This is a genomic window from Streptomyces sp. NBC_00448, from assembly GCF_036014115.1.
In the GTDB taxonomy this organism is placed as follows: Bacteria; Actinomycetota; Actinomycetes; order Streptomycetales; family Streptomycetaceae; genus Actinacidiphila.
In genome coordinates this window covers 8,442,201-8,461,944 of record NZ_CP107913.1, presented here as the reverse complement: position 1 = coordinate 8,461,944, position 19,744 = coordinate 8,442,201, and the positions used below count along the sequence as shown (strand labels likewise).

Here is a 19,744-nt window from a genome sequence, read left to right as displayed (position 1 = left end):
AGAAACTAGCAGTGTGAGTTTATGCCGAGTCGAGCCCGTCGTACACCCGGCTGAGCAGCGCGTGCAGCTGATCGCACTCGTCGCCGTCCAGCGGGGCGAGGATCTCGTCCTGCACGACACCGGCCTTCAGGCGGAGCCGCTTCAGGGCGGTGCGGCCTTTGGGGGTGATGGCGACATTCACCCGGCGGCGGTCGACGGAGTCGCGGGCCCGCTCCGCGTAGCCGGCCTCGGCCAGGTCGTCGACGACCTTCACGATGTCGCTGGCGTCGATGGCCACGCGCGCGGCGAGGTCGCGCTGGGCGTGCGGGCCGAAGTCGGCGAGGGCGGCGAGGACCGCCATGTGCCACAGCCGCAGCCCTTCCTCGGCGAGGCGTTCGGCGAGGCGGGAGCGGGCCTCCTTGCCGGCTTTCGACAGGAGGTAGGTGGTGAGTTCGCTGAGGCTGGGGGGTGTGCGGGGGTCCATTCCGGCAGTGTAGGCGGTGACCCATGATGGGTGGGGCCATTGATGGGGGGAAGCCCTTGGTGGGTGCGCACCCATGAAAGGGCGGCCCCACAATGGGTGGTGCCCCTTCACCTGCGCTAGGCTCGCCCCATCATGGGTGCACACCCACTAATTGGCTCGCACCGCCCGTCACCCGTCACCCGTCACCCGTCACCCCGGAGCCCACCATGGACGCCCTCCACCCGCGCCTGCTCGTCGGCGACTTCGGAGCCACGTTCCGCTTCTACGACCACGTGCTGCCCGCCTTGCTCGGCGCCACCCTCACCCGGGGTGGTCCGGACGGGCCGTACGCGAGCTGGGACATCGGCACCGAGGGGCTGCTGATGCTCTTCGACCGCGCCGCCATGGCCGAGGTCGCCGGCACCGGTTCCCTGCCCGCCTCACCCCCCGCCGCCCAGGACCGGGCGATGCTGGTAAGCCGCGTGTCCGATGTGACGGCCGCGTACGACTTGGCGCTGCGCCACGGCGGCACCCCGGTCGCTCCCCCGACCGCCCGCCCCGAATGGGGCCCCACCACGCGCACCGCCCACCTGCGCGACCCGGACGGCAACCTGCTGGAGTTCCAGTCCTACTGACCCGACCCCTCGACGGAGGTCGCCGCCGTCCGGGCCGTCGATGCGTGGGGACGGTCAGTCGCGGGGGCCGCGGCCGTGCAGGCGTTCCAGTTCGCGGCGGTCGCGCTTGGTGGGGCGGCCGGCGCCGCGGTCGCGTACGCCGAGGGCGAGCGCGTCGGTGCGCGGCGGCGGGGGCGGGCTGTTGTCGACGTACGCCTCGACGGCGACGGGGGCGCCGACCCGCTTGGCGAGCAGGCGGGAGATGACCACGACGCGCTCGCGGCCGGCGTGCACCAGCCGCACCTCGTCGCCGACCTTGACCGCCTGCGCGGGTTTGACCCGCTCGCCGTTGACCTTGACGTGGCCGGCCCGGCAGGCGGTCGCCGCCTGCGACCGGCTCTTGGTGAGCCGTACGCACCAGATCCAGGCATCGACGCGGACGGTGCCGCCGAGCTGCTCGTGTTCTGCCGCCATGGGATGAAGCCTACGGCGGGCGTCCAGCGGTTTTCACGGCATCGGCCGGATGGGTGGCGACGTTGCGCCAGGTGGGCGCGGTCCGGCCGGCGCCGGGCGGGGCGTGTGAGGGTGGCCGGATGAGTGCGGACGCGGTGGGGCCGGTGGACGCGGCGGACGACCCGGCGGGCGAGGGGGCAGCGGGCCGGGGAGCAGCGGGCCCGGGCCCGGGCCCGCGGGGATCGGGCACACCAGGTGCGGGGACACCCGGTGCCGGTGGGCCCGGGCCGGGCTCGGGCGCACCGGTGCTGCCGGTGCGGCAGCGCAACGTCGTGTTCGGCACGATCGTGCTCGGAATGCTGCTGGCCGCGCTCGACCAGACGATCGTGGGCACCGCGCTCCCGACCATCGTGGCGGATCTGGGCGGGGCCTCGCACATGTCGTGGGTGGTGACGTCGTACCTGCTGGCGGAGACCGTCGCGACCGCGCTGGTGGGCAAGTTCGGCGACCTGTTCGGCCGGAAGCTGGTCTTCCAGGTGTCCGCGGTGGTGTTCGTCGCGGGGTCGTTCCTGTGCGGGCTGGCGACGAACATGACGCTGCTGATCGTGTGGCGCGCGGTGCAGGGGGTGGGCGCGGGCGGGCTGATGGTGACCGCGATGGCGCTGATCGCCGATGTGATCCCGTTGCGCGAGCGCGGCAAGTACCAGGGCGCGATCGGCGCGGTGTTCGGGGTGGCGACGGTGATCGGGCCGCTGCTGGGCGGGCTGTTCACGGATCACCTGACCTGGCGGTGGGCGTTCTACGTCAACGTGCCGATCGCCGTCGTCGTGGTGCTGGCGGCGGCGCGGACCATCCCGTCGGTGCGGGCGGCGGGCCGGCCGGTGATCGACTACCTGGGCATCGGGCTGGTCGCGGTGGGCGCGAGCGCGCTGATCCTGGCCACCAGCCTGGGCGGCAACGCGTACGGGTGGGGCTCGCCGGTCATCCTGGGGCTGTTCGTGGCGGGGGTCGTGGGGCTGGCGCTGTTCTGCGTGGCGGAGACGCGGGCGGTCGAACCGATGCTGCCGATGCGGCTGTTCCGCACCCCGGTGTTCGCGGTCTGCTCGGTGCTGAGCTTCGTGGTGGGGTTCGCGATGCTGGGCGCGATGACGTTCCTGCCGACGTATCTGCAGTACGTGGACGGGGACTCGGCGACCCTGTCGGGGGTGCGGACGCTGCCGATGGTGGTGGGGCTGCTGATCGCGTCGGTGGCGAGCGGGAACGTGATCAGCAAGACCGGCAGGTACCGGTGGTTCCCGGTGGCGGGGTCGCTGGTGATGGGGGTGGGGCTGTTCCTGATGTCGCGGATGGGGGCCGGCTCGGGGGCGGCGGCGGAGTCGGTCGACATGTTCGTGCTGGGGGTCGGCATCGGGCTGTGCATGCAGGTGCTGACGATCGCGGTGCAGAACACGGTGGAGTACGCGGATCTGGGTACGGCGACGTCGGGGGTGACGTTCTTCCGGACGCTGGGCAGCGCGTTCGGCACCGCGGTGTTCGGCACGATCTACGCCAACGCGCTGGGGCCGAACCTGGCGCGGGGCGTGGCCCGCGCGGCGCGGGAGACGGGGGCGTCGCCGGCGGTGCTGGCGCGGGCGGCGGGCAGCCCGGAGGGGTTGCACCGGTTGCCGGCCGCGCAGGCCGCGCCGCTGGTGCGGGCGTACCAGGACTCGCTGCACACGGTGTTCCTGTGGACGGTGCCGGTCGCGGCGGTGGGTTTCGTGGTGGCGCTGTTCCTGAAGCAGGTGCCGCTGCGGGACTCGGCGCGGGCGGCCTCGACGGACATGGGCGAGGGTTTCGCGCAGCCGAGCACCGGCGACTCCGAGAAGCTGCTGGAGTCGGCGGTGGCGAAGATCATGCACGGGTCGGGTCCGGCGGCCGCGCGGCAGATCCTCAGCGGGGCCGACACCCGGCTGGACGTGCTGGGCGCGTGGACGGTGATGCAGGTGGTGGTGCTGACGCGGGTGGTGGGGCACGCGAACGTGAACATGATCGCGGCGCGGCGCCGGCTGCCGCCGGAGGTGCTGCTGCCCGCGTTCGAACGGGCCGCCGCGGACGGGTGGTTGACGCTCGACGGGACGTTCGTGTCCACGACGGCGGCCGGGGAGCGGGAGGCGTCGGCGCTGACGGAGGCATGGGCGCGGTGGCTGAACGAGCGGCTGGAGAGCGACTGGGGCCGGCCGTCGACGGCGGACCTGCGGGCGGCGTCCGACGCGATCGCGAAGCGGCTGCTCGCCGAGGACCTGGGCGGGGACCGTCCGGAGCTGGGCGAGGACCGCCCGGCGCCGGCCCTGGGCTGAGCGGCCCACCCTGCAACGCACGGATCAGCCGAAGACGGCGCCCGGGTCGCCGCTGTACCAGATGTTGTCGATCCGAAGGGTGCGGATCAGCCAGCGCCCGGCCCCGAACCCGCCCGCGGACCCGTCCCCGGCAGGGACGAGCGTGACCGCGTAGAGGTTCTTCAGCAGCGCGTACGTCGTAGGGTCGGCGGTGAGGAGGTGCTGTGCCTCGACCAGCGCGGTGAGTTCGGCGCTGCCGCGGTCGGCCGCGACGGCGACGCGCGGGTTGCTGACGGTGTGACTGGTGCCGACGCGGCCGTCGAAGCCGGTGAGGATCGTCTCCACGATGGTGTCGGCGCCGGTCATCACGGGGCTGTGGCCGCCCCATGCCGCCGCGGCCGGGCCGAAGTCGAGCGTGGCGTCGTCGGCGAACGCGGAGCGGAACAGGGCGCGGTCGTGCAGGTCCTGGCCGAGGCCGAAGCGGTACAGGGCGTCGGTGATCTCGGCGCGGTCGGCGAGTTCGCGGACCGCGTCCTCGGTGCGGCGCGCGTCGAGGGTGTACGGCCGGGTGCGGGTGGCGGCCGCGGCGTCGGTGCCGAGCGGGGTGCGGGAGAGGTGCATGCGTCCAGGCTGCGGGCCCGGACCCGGCCGATCAATCGCCGTTGGCTCAACGATCGTTAAGTGGGATTTAATACTTGTCGGTGGATCAAGGGCATCCCCGCGGCGCGGTTGTGGCCGGGGGCGGTCGGAGTCGGGGGCAGGGCCGGCAGGGGGGAACGGAGGCCAGGCGTGGAGCGGTACGAGATCGAGGCGTTCCTGACGCTGGCCGAGGAGTTGCACTTCGGGCGGACCGCGGTCCGGCTGCGGGTGACGACGGCCCGGGTCAGCCAGGTGATCGGAAAGCTGGAACGGCGGGTGGGCGCGCCGCTGTTCGAGCGGACCAGCCGCAGCGTGGCGCTGACCCCGGTCGGGCGGCGGCTCCACGACGACCTGCGCCCGGCGTTCGAGCGGCTGGAGGCGGCGCTGGCCACGGCGGTCGCGGCCGGGCGCGGGGTGAGCGGTCGGCTGGGGGTCGGCTTCGTGGGGGCGGCGGCCGGGCAGTTGATGATCCGCGCCACGGAGGCGTTCCGGACCCGGTACCCGGAGTGCGAGGTGGAGATCCGCGAGGTGCAGATGGGCGAGGCGCTGGAGCGGCTGCGGGCCGACGGGCTGGACGTGCTGATCGCGTGCCTGCCGCTGACCGGTCCCGATCTGGCCAACGGCCCGGTGCTGCTGTCGGAGCCGCGGATGCTGGCGGTGCCGGCCGGGCACGCGCTCGCCCAGCGCGGCTCGGTGTCGGTGGAGGACCTGGCCCGGGTGGAGGTGCTCCAGGCGCCGTGCTCGCTGCCGGATCACTGGCGGGAGCCGGGTTCGCCGCGGTTGACGCCGGGCGGCCGAGCGATCACGGCGGGGCGTTCGGCGGCGACCTTCCAGGAGATCCTCACGCTGGTGGGTGCGGGTCTCGGGGTCTTCCCGGTCGGGGCGCACGCCACGCGCTTCCACGCCCGGCCCGACGTCGCCTACGTGCCGTTCCACGACACGCCGTCCCTGGAGTGGGGTCCGGTCTGGCGCACGTCGCGCGTCAACGCGCGTATCCGGGCATTTGTCGCGGCTGCTGGCTAGCCGTGTCCCCCCGGGGTGGCCGGTTCTGTCGGTTCCGGGATCACCTGCCGGTGGAGGGTTACGCGCGCCGTTCCCCACGCCCCTTGGTGGTTGCGGCTCCTTCCGCGGAAGGAGCCGCACCTACCAGGGGGCGGGGAACCGCGGGGACGGGACCGGCCACCCCGGAGGGTCCGCTCGGCTAGCGCGCGTACACCGCCACGAAGTCGCGGGTGGCCTGGACGTAGTAGCGGTCCGGCGGGTCCTCGAAGTCGAGAATGTTGGTGGGCTTGGGGTTCGCCGGGTCGTGGCTGCTGTCGTAGGACATGAAGGAGGGCCACGCGCGGTTCATGTCCAGCGGCATGGCGCGGACGGCGCCGGCGCGCTGCATGAGGTCGGCGAGGCTCTGCGCGTTCAGCGCCTGGCCGACGACCATGATGATGTCCCCCTGGGCGGTGACGCCGACGCCGGAGCGGGGCACGAACATGCCGCCCTGGTCGCTGACGCCCCAGTTGGAGTCGTCGTCGATGTCGGGAACGACCTTGCCGCCGTCGACCATGAGTTGCAGGCACTGGCGTACGCCGACCACGTCGGGGGTCATGCGCACATCCCGGCCCCAGACGCCGACCTTGATGGAGCCGTCCTTGTAGAAGACCTCGGAGGCGGCGCCGTCGCGCAGTTCGCCGTCGGTCTTGCCGTCGAGGTAGAAGCCGCCGCGGGAGCCGCCGTCGGTGATCCGGAACCCGCCGTTCCAGGTGGCGACGAGGCCGGTGCGCCGGCCCTTGGGGATGGTGGGCGGCACGTCGAAGGTGCCGCCGGGTTCCATGAAGCCGGGGTGGAGCTGGAAGCGGGCGTACTTGCCGCTGATCCAGGCGACGGCGGCCTCGTAGGAGGTGTGGTCGCCGTCGGGGCGGACATAGGTGCCCTGGACGATGGGCTCGCCGTGGGCGCTGCTGAGCGTGCGGTAGACGCCCTCGCCGGGCAGGGCCGGGCTGACCGGCGGCTTCATGGGGGCGCGCAGCGCGACCAGGGGCTGACCGTGGACGGCGCCCTTGCTCCCGGGCACCGCGCCCGAAGCCGCGCCTGCCGCGGCGGTGGCGCCCGCGGTGGCCTTCATCCGGGCCAGCGCGTCGGCGGACAGGGTGCCGCCGACCTTCGGCGGGTGCATCCGGTACTGGACGTTCTCCAGCTTGTCGACCACGAAGCCGAGTTCGTGGTCGCGGGCCCACTCCGCCAGGCGGGCCTCGGTGCTGTCGCTGCCGGGGTAGGTCAGCGCCCTGCCGACCGACCAGCCGATGGTGCCGGCGCACACCAGGCAGACGCCGAGCGCGCCGCGGGTGACGATGCGGCGGCGGCGCAGTTGCGCGGGGGTCAGGTCGCGGCGGTGCTTCCAGGGCAGCAGCCGCCTGCGCGGTCTGCGTCCGGGGCCGCCGCCCGCCGGGTCGGCGGTGTCACCGTCGGGCTGCTGTTCCGCGATCGTCATGCCGCTCCTTCCGTGTGCCCGCGCGCACATCGATCCGCTTTTCATACGTAATGACCCTTGTGGGTGCCGGTGTATCGCGCGGGCGCCCAGAAACACCCACCCGCCGCACGCCGCCCGGGCGCGGCGGCGCCGTAGGGTGGCCGGGCCTCGCACGGGGCGCTGACGACGAGGGGGCCGCGGGGATGGCAGCACACGACGAGGTGGCGGCGGTGATGGCGCGGGCCGGGGTGCCCGCCGACCGGATCGCCGCCGCCACCGCGCTGACCGGCGGCACGTACAACGCGCTGCACGCGGTGGACCTCACCGACGGCACCCGCCTGGTGCTGAAGGTCCCGCCGCCCGCGCACCTGCCGCGGCTGCGTTACGAGGCCGGGCTGCTGCACGGCGAGGAGCGGTTCTACGTGGGCGCCGAGGCGGCGGACGTGCCCGCGCCGCGGGTGGTGCGGGCCGAACCGGACGAGGGCACCGGGCAGCCGCCGTACCTGCTGATGACGCACAGCCCGGGCCGGCCCTGGCACCTGGTGGCGGCGGAGGACGGCATGGACGAGGACGAGAACGCCCGGCTGCGGGGCGAGTTGGGCACCTTGATGGCGCGGCTGCACGCGGTGCGCGGCCCGGCCTTCGGCTACCCGTCCGGCAGCACCGGCCCGCTCACCGACTGGTGGGCGCCGGCCTTCGCCGCGATGACCGACGCCATCCTCGACGACGCCGAGCGGTACGGCGCGTGGCTGCCGGTCACGGTGGCCGAGGCGCGCGCGGCGTTCGCGGCGGCCGGCCCGCTGCTGGAGCGGGTGGAGACGCCGGCGCTGGTGCACTTCGACCTGTGGCCGGGGAACGTGCTGCTGGTCGGAGCGCCCGGTGCCCGGAGCGTCGGCGGGCTGATCGACGGGGAGCGGATGTTCTGGGGCGACCCGCTGGCCGACTTCGCGTCGCTGGAGCTGACCGACAGCATCCCGGAGGACGACCCGGCCTTCCGCGCCGGATACGCGGCCGGTGGCGGTGGCACCACGTGGGACGACGGGGCCCGGCGGCGGATCGCGCTGTACCGCGCGTATCTGCACCTGATCATGCTGGTCGAGGTGGTGCCGCGCGGGTACGGCGGGGAGCACCTGGCCTGGGCGCGGGAGTTCGCCGGGTCCCGGCTGCCCGGGGAACTGGCCGCCGCGGCCGGCTGAGGTGGGCGGGGAACGCAGTGGGGAACACGGCGCGCGGCCGGCGACGGCTGTGACAGAAGTGGCCGAATCCTTTCGGAGGACCGGGGTGCTCTGAGAGGATGCCCCTGCGGCTCGCGGCCGCCCTGACACGGCCGTAGGCTGCGCATTTCGCTCAGGCGGGGTGCCGGACGAGGAGGCGGTGATCCACGGATCACCGCCTCCTCGTGCTGCGGCGCGCCGTCGACCGCTGGCCGGTACGGCGCTCTTGACGCCGTTACGGCAGGGTCGCGACCACGGCCGCGTACGACAGGCCGGAGCCGTAGCCGAGCAGCAGAGCGGTGTCCCCTGAGGCGGCGTCGCCGGCCGCCAGCACCGCGTCCATCGCCATCGGGATCGACGCCCCCGAGGTGTTGCCGCTGGTCACGATGTCCTTCGCGACGGTCACCCGGGCGGGCAGCCCCATGGACTTGGTCATGCTGTCGATGATCCGCTCGTTGGCCTGGTGCGGGATGAACGCGTCGAGGTCCTCGGGCCGGAGCCCGGCCGCCTCGACCGCCTGCACGGCGACCTTCGCCATCTCGTACACCGCCCAGCGGAAGACCCGCTGGCCGTCCTGGCGCAGCGAGGGGAAGGGGTGCTGCGGGTCGTCCCTGAGCGTGTTCCACGGCACGCTCTGCCGGATCGCGTCGGCCTGCGAGCCGTCCGCGCCCCACACCGCGGGGCCGATGCCGGGGGTCTGCGACGGGCCGACCACGACCGCGCCCGCTCCGTCGCCGAAGATGAAAGCGGTCGAACGGTCCGTCAGATCTATGATGTCCGACATCCGTTCGACCCCGACCACCAGGACGTGGCCGCCACGGGCCCGCACCGCGTCCGAGGCGAGCACCACGCCGTGCACGAACCCGGCGCAGCCCGCGGAGATGTCGAAGCCGGCCGCGCGGTCGGCGCCCACCCGGTGGGCGATCTCGGTGGCGATCGCCGGCGTCTGCATCAGGTGGGTGAAGGTCGCGGCGATCACGCAGGTCACGTCGCTCGGGGTGATTCCCGCGGCGGCGATCGCCTTGAGGGCGGCGGCCTCGGCCATCACGCCGAGCGTCTCGTCCGGGTCGGCCCAGCGGCGGGTCACGATACCGGTCCGCGCGCGAATCCACTCGTCGGAGGAGTCGATATGGCGGCACGCCTCCGCGTTGTCCACGATCCGCCGGGGGCGGTACGCGCCCACTCCGAGAATTCGGCTGTGCGGTGCCCCCATGGGCACAGCGATCTCAGCTTTCATGGGAGCCTTTCAGGCCATCGACCGGCCGGGAGGTCCACACCCCCGGCCGCGGCACCCCCGATGGGTGCCTCTCCGATTCTCCCGCGCACGCCGGGGCCCGGCGCACAGCCACCCCGGTACCCGCGCCCGCGTCGCCCGGCCCCGGTGCCCGGGCGCGCGGCACGGCGGCGGCACGGGACGGCCGTACGGCGGCTTCCCGCTGCCCCGGGGGGCCGCTCCCGCTGCTCACCTGGTCCGCACGAACCACCGTACGGCCCAGTCGCCTCGCACGGGTGATCTAGCTCACAGGCATGGTCGGGGAGGCGGCGCCGGACGCGTAGGCCCGCGCGTAGCGGGTGTCGCCGAGGGCGCCGCGGGCGGTGCGCTCGTACTCCTCGCGGACGGCGCGCAGTTCGGGCGTGCCGCGCTGCGGGTGGCCGACGCTGCGCCAGAAGGCCTCGCCGTGGCCGTACACCCGGGCGGCGTGCTCGACCGCCCCGTCGGCGGCCAGCGCCGCGGCCAGCACGTCGAGGCCGAGCGCGGTGCCGAAGGCGTCGCCGAGCTGCCGCTTGGCGTCGAGCATGGCGTGGGCGCGGTCGGCCGCCTCGTCCGGGTGGCCCTGGAACAGGGCGATCAGGGAGAGCTGGTAGTCGAGGTAGGAGCGGGTCCAGCGCTCGCCGATCTCCTCGCAGTGGGCGCGCAGTTCGATCGCGTCGCGGCGGGCCCGGTCCAGGTCGCCGAGGCCGGTGTGGGCGAAGATCTCCACCAGGTGGCAGCGCAGGCGCGCCGGTGAGTCGAAGGCGAAGCCGGGAGCCGCCGCGAGGACGTCGCGGACCGTGCGGCGGGCGTCCTCGCCGCGGCCGGTGAGCAGGGCCAGTAACCCGGCGAGGTAGGCGGCGCCGAAGATGCCCTCGTTGTCGCCGTCGGCGTCGGCGGCGCGCACCGCCTCGTCGCTGACGCGTAACGCCTCGTCGTACTCGCCCTGGAGGGTGAGCGTGACGCCGAGTCCGGCCAGCGCGCGGGTCCGGGCCGGGCCGGGCGGGACCGGGCCGGCCAGCGCGCCCTCCAGGGCCGCGCGGGCCTCCTTCAGCCGGCCGCAGCAGGTCCAGAAGAAGACCAGCAGCCCGGCGAGTTCGGCGCCGCGCTCCGGGTCGTTGCCGGACAGGTGGTCCAGCGCGGTGCGCAGGTCGGTGTGGGCGTCCTCCACGATGCGGTAGCAGCGGATCTGGTCGCTGCCCGGCCAGCTGTGCTCCGCCCAGCGGGCCAGCGCGACGAAGTGGTCGGCGTGGCGGGCGGTCAGCGACTCCTCCTCGCCGAGTTCGCGCAGCCACTCGCGGCCGTACTCGCGGATGGTGTCGAGCATGCGGTAGCGCTCCCCGTCGCGGCGCACCACGCTCTGGGCGACCAGCCGCTCCACGCCGGCCGCGACCGCGTCGGCGTCCAGCGGGGCGCCGGCGGTGACCGCGCGGGCGGAGGCGAGGTCGAAGGAGCCGCGGAAGACCGTCAGCCGCGCCCACAGCAGGCGCTCCGGCGGTTCGCACAGCTCGTGGCTCCAGCCGATGGCGGTGCGCAGCGTCAGGTGGCGGCGCGGCCAGACGAAGCCGGTGCGGCGGGCGAGCACGTCGAAGCGGGAGCCGAGGCGGGCCGCGACATCGGCGACGGACACAGTCGGGCCGACCTGCGCGGCGGCCAACTCCACGGCCAGCGGGATGCCTTCGAGCCGCCGGCAGATCGACTCGGCTGCCTCGGCGGCTCCTTCGGCGGACAGCGCGCGCGGGTCCTGGTCGGCGACGCGCTGGGTGAACAGCTCCAGCGCGTCGGGGCCGGCCGGCAACGGGGCCACCTCGATGACCTGTTCGGCCGCGCACTCCAACGGGCGGCGGCTGGTGGCCAGTACACTCAGCCCCGGGACGGCGTCCAGCACCTCGCCGACCAGGCGCGCGACCGGGTCGACCAGGTGCTCGCAGGAGTCGAGCACCAGCAACAGCCGCTTGTCGTCGAGCCATTCGCACAGCGCGTCGACCGGCATCCGCGGCGAGTGGTCGGACAGGTCGACCGCGTCGCTGACGGTGGCGAGCAGCAGGTCGTCGCCGTCGAGCGTGGCCAGATCCGCCCACCACACGCCGTCGGGGAAGAGTTCGGGCGCATACACGGCCAGCCGGGTGGCCGCGCGCTGCGCCAGCCGGGTCTTGCCGACCCCGCCCGCGCCGGTGAGGGTGAGCAGCCGACGTGACGCCAGCAGGCCGTCCAACCTGGCCAGTTCGGGCCCGCGGCCCACGAAACTCGTTGTCTCCTGCGGAATGAAGCCCTTCATGACGACAGCGTGGCATCGAACAAGCGCCGAAGGCAGCCGGTAGGCGCGATCAGGCCGAACAGCGCGTTACGGGCAGACCGCATCCGCCCTCGGCGGGCGGCCGGCCGCGGCCTGACGCACCCGCGCGCACGGCCGGTTCGGCCTACCCCGTTATCGAGTTGACGGAAGCGAACACGATTAAACACGGTGTGCGCATCACGGTCCGGCAACGCATCGACAGCAGGGCGTTGACGGTCTTCTGCATGTGGCGTAGAACTACCCTGCGATTGCGATGGCGTTTCATCTTGGTGACTTCTGTTGGAAACGGATCGGCGGGAAGCGTCGCCGAGAGGTTCCGACACCCGGGTTTTCGCCAGCTGTTCCACCAGATACGCCCACACACACATGGAGGCACCATGTCGGAGGTCGAGTCGTCGGGTACCACGGGCAGCCCGCTGTCCGCGACCCGCAGGAACCTGCTCAAGGGCGTCGGGGTCGCCGGCCTCACCGCCGCCGGCGGCGGCCTGCTCGCGGCGTGCGGTGGTTCCGGCGACAAGAAGAAGGACTCGGGCAGCAAGAAGCCCGTCGCGGGGAGCACGGTGACCTTCGGGTCGAACTACTCCGACGCGGCGCCCAAGGCCGCCTTCGCCGCGCTGACGACCGCCGCGACGGCGTCCAGCAAGGTGAAGGTGAAGATCAACACGGTCGACCACAACACCTTCCAGAACAACATCACCAGCTACCTGCAGGGCACCCCGGACGACCTGTTCACCTGGTTCGCCGGATACCGCATGCAGTACTTCGCCGCGCAGGGCCTGGTCGAGCCGATCGACGATGTGTGGGAGAAGATAGGCGGCAGCTTCAGCCCCGCGGCGAAGAAGCTTTCCACCGGTCTTGACGGCCACCAGTACCTGGTGCCGATCTACAACTACCCGTGGGTGGTCTTCTACAACAAGAGCGAGTTCGCCAAGCGGCACTACACCATTCCCACCACATGGGACGAATACATCGCGCTGGCGAAGCAGATGAAGAAGGACGGGCTGATCCCGATCGCCTTCGCCGACAAGGACGGCTGGCCCGCGCTCGGCACCTTCGACATCCTCAACATGCGGATCAACGGGTACGACTACCACAACAAGTTGATGACCCACAAGATCCCGTGGACCGACCAGGGCGTGCACACGGTCTTCCAGCACTGGGCCGAGCTCATGCCCTACATGCAGACCGGCGCCAACGGCCGGCTGTGGCAGGACGCCGCCAAGTCCCTGGAGGCCAAGCAGGCCGGGATGATGTTCCAGGGCACCAACCAGGTCGCCGCGCAGTACGTGACGGACAAGGCCGATCTGGCCGACCTGGACTTCTTCACCTTCCCCGCGGTCAACCCGCAGTGGGGACAGGACTACATGGACGCGCCCACCGACGGGTTCATGCTCAGCAAGAAGGCCAAGAACACCGACGCCGCCAAGGCGATCCTGGAGTACATCGGCACCGGCCCGGCCGAGTCGACGTACCTCAAGACCGACCAGTGGGACGTCGGCCTGGTCAGCGGCCTCCAGGTGCCGACGTACAACGCGATCCAGAAGAAGTCGGTGGAAGAGATCGCCAAGTGCAAGGCGGTCGCGCAGTTCATGGACCGCGACTCCGACCCGGCGATGGCCAACGCGATGATCGCGATCTGCCAGAAGTTCATCGACGACCCGAGCACCTCCAACATCACCAAGCTCCAGCAGAGCGCGGAGAAGCAGGCGAAGGCGATCTACTCCTGATGAGCGCTACGTCCCAGGGGCGTACCCCGGCGGCGGTGTCGGACAAGCCCGAGGACCTCAAGTCCCCGGTCCGGCGCCGCCGTCGGCGGTTGCGCACGATGACCGCCCGCGACCGTATCGTGGTCGCGCTGCTGCTCGGCATACCTCTGCTGCTCGACCTGGCCTTCGTGTGGTTCCCGGCGATCGGCACGATCCTGCTGTCGTTCACCAAGTGGAACGGCGTGGGCAGCCTGCACGAGAAGACGTGCAAGCCGAACATGCCGTCGATCCTCAACAACGGCTGCTGGTACGGCGTCCAGAACTACCACCAGGCCGCCACCATCTACCCCGAGTTCTGGCCCGCGGTCCGCCACAACCTGATCTGGCTGGCGGTCTTCGTGGTGATCGCCACTCCGCTGGGCATGCTCTTCGCGGTGCTGCTCGACCGCGGCCTGCGCGGCACCCGGATCTACCAGAGCCTGCTCTTCCTGCCGGTGATGCTGTCGCTGGCGCTGATCGGCATCATCTGGGAGTTCGTCTACTCCCAGAACTACGGCCTGATCAACACGGTGATCGGCAGGAACGGGAACGACAACGCGATCGACTGGCTCGGCAATCCCCATCTGAACCTGTGGGCGGTGCTGCTGGAGGCGACCTGGCGGCAGGCCGGGTACGTGATGATCCTCTACCTGGCCGGGCTCAAGGCCGTCGACCCGACGCTGCGGGAGGCCGCGCTGATGGACGGCGCGAACCCCTGGCAGACCTTCTGGCGGGTGATCTTCCCGGTGATGAAGCCGATCAACATCGTCATCATGGTGGTCACCGTCATCGAGAGCCTGCGCGCCTTCGACCTGGTCTACATCACCAACAAGGGCATCAACGGCCTCGAACTGCTGTCGGTGCTGGTGACCTCCAACATCGTCGGCGAGACCCAGCGGGTCGGCTTCGGCTCCGCACTGGGCGTGGTGCTCCTGGTGATCTCCCTCGTGCCGATCACGATCTTCCTTTATCAGACGTTCCGCCGGGAGGACACCCCGTGAGCGACGCATGCGAGGCAGGCGACGTGCAGGAAAGCGACCGCCCGCGGCTTCGCCGAGCAGGCGGAGAAGCGAACAAGGAGGACGCGTGAGCTCCGAGACCCTTACCCGGCCGCGGACCGAGGCGCCGCGGGTCGGCGGCCCCGGTGCCAAGCCGCGGCTGCGCGGGCAGATCGCCTCGCAGGCGTTCCTGATCGTCGCGTCGGTGCTGTGGATCCTGCCGATCCTCTTCGCCCTCTACGTGGCGGTACGCCCCTACTCCGACACCAGCAAGTACGGCTACGTGTCGATGCCGCACCACCTGACGTTCCAGAACTTCCGGGACGCCTGGTCACAGTCGGACATGCCGCACTTCTTCTGGAACTCGGTGCTGATCACGGTGCCGGCGGTGGTGATCGTGCTGGCGCTGGCCGCCGGCGTCGCCTTCGTCCTGGTCCGGGTCAACGTGAAGATCAACGTGGCGCTGCTGATCGTCTTCACCGCCGGCAACCTGCTGCCGCAGCAGGTCATCATCACCCCGCTCTACCGGATCTACCTGAAGATCCCGCTGCCGCACTTCCTCGCGGACAGCGGCCTGATGTACAACTCGATCTTCGGTCTGATCGTCATCAACGTCTCCTTCCAGCTCGGCTTCTGCGTGTTCGTGCTGAGCAACTACATGAAGTCGATCCCCGGTGAGATGTACGAGGCCGCGCTCGTGGACGGCGCCAGCCTGTGGACCCGGTTCTGGCGGCTGACCGTGCCGCTGTGCCGCCCGGCGCTGGCCGCGCTCGCGACGCTGCTGACCACCTGGATCTACAACGACTTCTTCTGGGCGATCACCCTGATGTCGTCGGGCGACAAACGGCCGGTGACCTCGGCGCTCGCCAACCTCCAAGGGCAGTTCGTGAGCAACCAGAACCTCATCGCCGCGGCCGCGATGATCGCCGCGATCCCGACGCTGGTGGTGTACCTGTGCCTCCAGCGGCAGTTCATCGCGGGTCTTTCCCTCGGGTCGAGCAAGGGCTGAGTCCCGCGCTTCACGCGCCGTACGCCGCCAGCGCGGCCTGGAGCCTGGGCAGGTCCGGGCCGTGCGCGGCGTTCAGCCCGGTCAGCGCGCTGGTCCGGCGCAGCCGGTAGTCCACCGTGTTCGGGTGGATGTGCAACCGCTCGGCGGTGCGCCGCCGGTCCAACCCGCAGGCCAGGAACGTACGCAACGTCTCCAGCAGGTCCGCGCGGCCCTCCAGCGGGCGCAGCAGCGAGGCGAGCCGGTCACGGGCCGGGCTGGGCAGGGTGAGCTGGTACTCCAGCAGCACGTCGTCCAGCCGGTACAGGCCCGGGCCGCGCCCGCAGCTCTCGGCGACCTGCCGTATCCGGGCGGCCAGCCGGGCCGCCCCGGCGACGTCCTGCGGGGGCGCCACGACCGCCGCCGCGGTCAGCTCCGCGCCGCAGGCCCGCGCCATGTCCCGCAGGAGTCCGGCCAGCCGGTCGAAGTCGGCGGCGCAGTCAGCGGCGTGGGCGTGGGGGCCGGCGCTCGTGGGGGCGTGGACGCCGGTGGTGTCGGGGGTGGCCCCGGGGGGCGGGGCCGTGTCGCGGGCCGTGTCGTGTGCCGGGGCGGCCGGGATCAGCGCCACTCCGCCGTCGGGCGACAGCGCCGACAGCGCCTCGCCGTGCGCCCAGCGGTCCAGTTCCGCCCGCATCCGGCGCAGTTTGCGGCCCGCGGCGATGCCCGGGTCGACGCCGGGCGTGTGCTCGTCCGGGTGCGGGGCGGCCGCCACGCTCACCACCCAGTAGCGCTCCGGCAGCCGCATCCCGGCGCGCTCGGCCGCCTGCCGCGCCGCCCCTCCGTCCAGCAGGGCCGACAGCAGCGCCTGACGCGCGCTCTGCCGCTCGCCGAGCGCGGCCTGGTTCTCGGCGATGTACCCGGCGAACACCGACGCGGTGACCGCGTCGAGGTAGCGCAGCAGCAGCTTCTGCGCGGCCAGCACGTCCGCCAGGTCCTCCGGGCCGGCCTCCGCCAGCACCTCGTCCAGGCACTCGTACGCACCCAGGAAGTACGCCCCGACCACCGCGTCCAGCGGGATGTGCTCCTGCGCGCGGCGCGCCGCCGAACGGTGCGTCAGCGCCAACTGGGCGGCGGTGGGCGGCTGCCCGGTCCGCAGCACCTGCGCGAAGGAGCGGATGCCGCGGACCACCACCGCGGTGATGTCGCCCCGCAGCTGCTCGGCGGGCAGCGACGCGTACACCGGAATCCGCTCGGTCAGCCGGGTGACCACGCGCGCGGCCAGCTCGTGCACGGCGGTGACCAGGCGCTTGTCCAGCGGGGTGCCGCCGATGGTGATCGGGGCGGCGGGGCGTGGCACCGCCGCGGGCTGCGTCGTCACAGGGCACCTCGCGGGTTGCGGGCGCGCGCGGGTCGGATCGCGGGGCCCTACGCGCCCGGATACGGGACCTTCCACTATTACCTACGGGTAACCCCGGTGTGAAGTGCCGCTCCCGGCTTTGTGCCCGGTCACAACCGGGCGGGTGAAAGTCTGCGCCACCACCCCAGGCTCATCGCGTACCGGCCCGGCACATGATGGCGTGGCCCCGTGAGACCCGCTGAGCCCGTTGATCCCGTCGTTCCCGTCGTTCCCGTACGGCTGATCCGTCCCACGCACCCCGCGTGCGCCGTGTCACCCGTCCGGCCTGCCGCCGCCGCGGGCACCCGCCCGCCCCACCACCACTCCCCCACCCCCGAGGACTCGAGGAGAGCCGTGCGCAAGCCCTACGCCCTGGCCGTGACCGCCGCTCTGGCCTGCACCTGCATGTTCCTGCCCGCCGCCGCGAGCGCGTCGGCCGCGGCACCGTCCGCCACCACCGCACCCGGTTCCACCGTGCCGGACCAGGACCCCTTCTACGCGGCCCCGGCCGACATCGCCTCGTACGCACCCGGCGCCGTCGTCGACAGCCGCCCGGTGCCGGGCGTCAACCTCTTCGGCATCTCCGTCCCGGTGAACGCCTGGCAGATCTCCTACCGCACCAACGACTCGCACGGGCAGGCCGAGCTGGCCGTGACCACCCTCGTGGTGCCCAAGGCCGCCTGGACCGGGTCCGGGCCGCGGCCGGTGGTCTCGCTCCAGACTCCCGAGGACAGCGTCGGCACCAGTTGCGCCCCCTCGTACCAGATCGCCACCGGCAAGGACGTGCAGGACGCCGCGCTGGGCGCCCAACTCCTCGCGGCCAACTGGGCGGTGGCGGTCCCCGACTTCGAGGGGCCCAAGTCGGTGTTCCTCGCCGGGCCGCAGGCCGGGCACGCCGTGCTCGACGGCATCCGCGCGGTGAAGGCGTTCGACACCGCGGGCATCGGTCCTTCCAACCCCTGGGCGCTGGACGGCTATTCGGGCGGCGCCGAGGCGACCGGCTGGGCCGCGCAGCTCCAGCCGTCCTACGCGCCCGAGGTGAAGCTGGCCGGTGCCGCGATCGGCGGGCTGCCTTCCGACCCGTCCTCGGTCGCGAGCTACATCGACGGCACCGCCTTCGCCGGCTTCGAGTTCGCCGCCGCGTACGGCCTCGCCACCGAGTTCCCGGAGTCCGGCATCAACGGACTGCTCAACTCCCGCGGGCAGCAGGACTTCGCGTCCATCAAGGGCACCTGCGAGCTGAACATCCTGCCGGCCTACGCCTTCCGGAAGCTCAACGAGGACACCACCGTGTCCGACCCGCTCGCCGTCCCCTCGGTCGCGGCCGTCCTGCGCGCCAACACCCTCGGCTCCGCCGCCCCCGCCACTCCCGTCTACGACTACCACGCCAACACCGACGAGATCGTGCCCGTCGGCCAGGACAACACCGCCGTCAGCGGCTGGTGCGCGGCCGGCGGCACCGTCGAGAAGGTCCGCGACCTGCTCGGCGAGCACGCCGAGGAGGCCGCCGCCCGCGCCCTGTCGGTCGAGGTCTTCCTGGCGAACCGCTTCGCGAACAAGCCGCCGAACAGCTCCTGCTGACGGCACGTCAAGCGCCACATCGACCGACACCTCGACCGACACCTCGCGCCGGCCTGATCCGGCCGAGCCCTCCAGGCGCCTGCCCGGCAGCACCGGGCAGGCACCACCTTGGGCAGGCACCCGGGCATTGCGCCTCGGGCGGCGAACAGCCCCTGCGCACAGGCGGGTTCAGGGAGTGATCAGCACCGCCCCGACGCTGGCGCGGCCCTCGACGGCGGCGTGGGCGTCGGCGGCGCGCTCCAGCGGGAAGGAGGCGTGCACCCGGGGCACCAGCCGGCCCGCCGCGGCCTCGGTGAGGGCGAGGGCGACATCGGCGCGCTGCTCCGCGGCGGGCTTGGCGAAGACGATGCCGAGCACACCGATCACGGCCAGGCCGCGCCCCGCGATCGCGAGGGAGTCCAGCTCGGCCCAGCGCCCGGACGTGAACCCGTACAGGCCGAACCGGCCGCCGCCGTCGGCGGTCGCGGCGAGCGCCTGCACGGCGGTGTCACCGCCGACCGCGTCGAGGACGACGTCCGCGCCGCGCCCGGCGGTCGCCTCGCGGACCCGCGCGGCCCAGTCGGCGTCGGTGTAGTCCACGACCACGTCGGCGCCGAACCCGCGTGCGGCGGCGGCCTTTTCACCACCGCCGACCGCACCGATCACCGTGCCCGCGCCCAGCGCCCCGGCCCGCTGCACCAGCAGCGAGCCGATCCGGCCCGCGGCGGCCGTGACCAGCACGCTCTCGCCCGGCCGCGGCGCGATCGCGGCGAGCATCCCGATCGCGAGGGCGCCGGACTGGGCGACGGCGACGGCCGTGTCCAGCCCCAGCGACTCGGGCACACGATGGGCGTTGACGGCCTCGGCGACGGCGAACTCGGCGTACCCGCCGCTCATTTTGACGGTGGCGGCCACCACCCGGGCACCGACCAGCGCCGGATCGGCACCCGGACCCGCCGCCACGACCCGGCCGCCGACCTCCAGGCCGGGCACGTACGGCAGCGGGAACGGGTAGCGGCCGGACCTGACGATCACATCGCCGTACGACAGGCCCGCCACCTCCACGGCGACGAGCACTTCGCCCTCGGCGGGGGCGGGGGTCTCGACGTCCTCGACGCGCAGGACGTCCGGCGGGCCGAACTCGCGGACTCGGATGGCTTTCACGGGTGGCTCCTCGGGAGGCGGACGGGCGGACGGGCGGACGGAGCGTGCGCGGACGAGGTACGTGAACGGAGAGTGCGCGTACCGGCGTTGCGTTGACAGTCGCTCCCGATCGAGACAGCATGTCCCGATCCGGGCAGCGAATGTCCGACCGGTCGGCACGTCTCGTTCGGGGCAGCGGTTCCGTGACCAGCCTCGCGTTCCGCCGGCGGC

The 19,744-nt window shown here is 72.7% G+C and carries 16 protein-coding genes; 8 read left to right on the top strand and 8 right to left on the bottom strand.

The features are described 5' to 3' along the window. Positions 1-19: 19 nt before the first annotated feature. On the bottom strand, positions 20-463 hold the full coding sequence (locus OG370_RS36525) for a MarR family winged helix-turn-helix transcriptional regulator (protein ID WP_328471972.1): 444 nt from the start codon (positions 461-463) through the stop codon (positions 20-22). A 206-nt stretch (positions 464-669) separates the two neighbouring features. Here OG370_RS36525 and OG370_RS36520 point away from each other — a divergent pair, with 206 nt between their 5' ends. Beyond that, entirely contained in the window at positions 670-1,077 is a 408-nt protein-coding gene (locus OG370_RS36520; protein ID WP_328471970.1) for a VOC family protein, read from the top strand. A 54-nt stretch (positions 1,078-1,131) separates the two neighbouring features. Here the strand turns inward: OG370_RS36520 and OG370_RS36515 are convergent, their stop codons facing one another. After that, positions 1,132-1,530 carry an RNA-binding S4 domain-containing protein gene (locus OG370_RS36515; protein ID WP_328471968.1) on the bottom strand — a complete coding sequence of 133 codons (399 nt, stop codon included), beginning with the start codon at positions 1,528-1,530 and terminating at the stop codon, positions 1,132-1,134. A gap of 119 nt (positions 1,531-1,649) precedes the next feature. On the opposite strand from OG370_RS36515, the gene OG370_RS36510 reads away from it, so the two are divergent. Continuing rightward, positions 1,650-3,845 (top strand): MDR family MFS transporter, encoded by a 2,196-nt coding sequence (locus tag OG370_RS36510; protein WP_328471966.1) that lies wholly within the window; start codon positions 1,650-1,652, stop codon positions 3,843-3,845. Between the two features lie 24 nt (positions 3,846-3,869). Here OG370_RS36510 and OG370_RS36505 read toward each other — a convergent pair whose 3' ends face one another. Beyond that, entirely contained in the window at positions 3,870-4,445 is a 576-nt protein-coding gene (locus tag OG370_RS36505) for a nuclear transport factor 2 family protein (protein WP_328471964.1), read from the bottom strand. A 168-nt stretch (positions 4,446-4,613) separates the two neighbouring features. On the opposite strand from OG370_RS36505, the gene OG370_RS36500 reads away from it, so the two are divergent. Then, positions 4,614-5,486: a LysR family transcriptional regulator gene (locus OG370_RS36500; protein WP_328471962.1), complete on the top strand. Its 873-nt coding sequence runs from the start codon at positions 4,614-4,616 to the stop codon at positions 5,484-5,486. A gap of 178 nt (positions 5,487-5,664) precedes the next feature. On the opposite strand, the gene OG370_RS36495 is transcribed toward OG370_RS36500, so the two are convergent. After that, positions 5,665-6,945, bottom strand: a complete 1,281-nt coding sequence (locus tag OG370_RS36495; RefSeq protein ID WP_328471960.1) for a phosphodiester glycosidase family protein — start codon at positions 6,943-6,945, stop codon at positions 5,665-5,667. A 182-nt stretch (positions 6,946-7,127) separates the two neighbouring features. Here OG370_RS36495 and OG370_RS36490 point away from each other — a divergent pair, with 182 nt between their 5' ends. Next, positions 7,128-8,120, top strand: a complete 993-nt coding sequence (locus tag OG370_RS36490; RefSeq protein WP_328471958.1) for a phosphotransferase family protein — start codon at positions 7,128-7,130, stop codon at positions 8,118-8,120. A gap of 253 nt (positions 8,121-8,373) precedes the next feature. Here the strand turns inward: OG370_RS36490 and OG370_RS36485 are convergent, their stop codons facing one another. Together OG370_RS36485 and OG370_RS36480 are read right to left on the bottom strand one after the other, a co-directional pair. Then, complete coding sequence (locus OG370_RS36485; protein ID WP_328471956.1) at positions 8,374-9,375, bottom strand: beta-ketoacyl-ACP synthase III; 1,002 nt, start codon at positions 9,373-9,375, stop codon at positions 8,374-8,376. A gap of 277 nt (positions 9,376-9,652) precedes the next feature. Continuing rightward, the gene (locus tag OG370_RS36480; RefSeq protein ID WP_328471954.1) at positions 9,653-11,668 is read right to left on the bottom strand and encodes an ATP-binding protein; all 2,016 of its coding nucleotides are present in this window, start codon (positions 11,666-11,668) and stop codon (positions 9,653-9,655) included. Between the two features lie 395 nt (positions 11,669-12,063). Here OG370_RS36480 and OG370_RS36475 point away from each other — a divergent pair, with 395 nt between their 5' ends. The 3 genes from OG370_RS36475 (at position 12,064) to OG370_RS36465 (ending at position 15,438) form a co-directional block, all read left to right on the top strand. Continuing rightward, on the top strand, positions 12,064-13,413 hold the full coding sequence (locus OG370_RS36475; protein WP_328471951.1) for an ABC transporter substrate-binding protein: 1,350 nt from the start codon (positions 12,064-12,066) through the stop codon (positions 13,411-13,413). After that, positions 13,413-14,432 carry a carbohydrate ABC transporter permease gene (locus OG370_RS36470; protein WP_443060809.1) on the top strand — a complete coding sequence of 340 codons (1,020 nt, stop codon included), beginning with the start codon at positions 13,413-13,415 and terminating at the stop codon, positions 14,430-14,432. Before OG370_RS36475 ends, OG370_RS36470 begins: the two co-directional genes overlap by 1 nt. Positions 14,433-14,589: 157 nt before the next feature. After that, positions 14,590-15,438, top strand: a complete 849-nt coding sequence (locus OG370_RS36465) for a carbohydrate ABC transporter permease (protein ID WP_328474757.1) — start codon at positions 14,590-14,592, stop codon at positions 15,436-15,438. A gap of 10 nt (positions 15,439-15,448) precedes the next feature. On the opposite strand, the gene OG370_RS36460 is transcribed toward OG370_RS36465, so the two are convergent. After that, positions 15,449-16,792 (bottom strand): PucR family transcriptional regulator, encoded by a 1,344-nt coding sequence (locus OG370_RS36460; protein ID WP_328471949.1) that lies wholly within the window; start codon positions 16,790-16,792, stop codon positions 15,449-15,451. Between the two features lie 372 nt (positions 16,793-17,164). On the opposite strand from OG370_RS36460, the gene OG370_RS36455 reads away from it, so the two are divergent. Then, the gene (locus OG370_RS36455) at positions 17,165-18,391 is read left to right on the top strand and encodes a lipase family protein (RefSeq protein ID WP_328471947.1); all 1,227 of its coding nucleotides are present in this window, start codon (positions 17,165-17,167) and stop codon (positions 18,389-18,391) included. A gap of 168 nt (positions 18,392-18,559) precedes the next feature. On the opposite strand, the gene OG370_RS36450 is transcribed toward OG370_RS36455, so the two are convergent. After that, complete coding sequence (locus OG370_RS36450; RefSeq protein ID WP_328471945.1) at positions 18,560-19,534, bottom strand: zinc-binding dehydrogenase; 975 nt, start codon at positions 19,532-19,534, stop codon at positions 18,560-18,562. Positions 19,535-19,744 lie beyond the last annotated feature (210 nt).

Bases quoted from the DNA above. Each gene is read 5' to 3' on its own strand.
- OG370_RS36485 (WP_328471956.1), bottom strand. From the start codon at position 9,375: ATGAAAGCTGAGATCGCTGTGCCCATGGGGGCACCGCACAGCCGAATT.
- OG370_RS36480 (WP_328471954.1), bottom strand. From the start codon at position 11,668: ATGAAGGGCTTCATTCCGCAGGAGACAACGAGTTTCGTGGGCCGCGGG.
- OG370_RS36515 (WP_328471968.1), bottom strand. From the start codon at position 1,530: ATGGCGGCAGAACACGAGCAGCTCGGCGGCACCGTCCGCGTCGATGCC.
- OG370_RS36495 (WP_328471960.1), bottom strand. From the start codon at position 6,945: ATGACGATCGCGGAACAGCAGCCCGACGGTGACACCGCCGACCCGGCG.
- OG370_RS36470 (WP_443060809.1), top strand. From the start codon at position 13,413: ATGAGCGCTACGTCCCAGGGGCGTACCCCGGCGGCGGTGTCGGACAAG.
- OG370_RS36475 (WP_328471951.1), top strand. From the start codon at position 12,064: ATGTCGGAGGTCGAGTCGTCGGGTACCACGGGCAGCCCGCTGTCCGCG.
- OG370_RS36490 (WP_328471958.1), top strand. From the start codon at position 7,128: ATGGCAGCACACGACGAGGTGGCGGCGGTGATGGCGCGGGCCGGGGTG.
- OG370_RS36525 (WP_328471972.1), bottom strand. From the start codon at position 463: ATGGACCCCCGCACACCCCCCAGCCTCAGCGAACTCACCACCTACCTC.
- OG370_RS36510 (WP_328471966.1), top strand. From the start codon at position 1,650: ATGAGTGCGGACGCGGTGGGGCCGGTGGACGCGGCGGACGACCCGGCG.
- OG370_RS36520 (WP_328471970.1), top strand. From the start codon at position 670: ATGGACGCCCTCCACCCGCGCCTGCTCGTCGGCGACTTCGGAGCCACG.
- OG370_RS36505 (WP_328471964.1), bottom strand. From the start codon at position 4,445: ATGCACCTCTCCCGCACCCCGCTCGGCACCGACGCCGCGGCCGCCACC.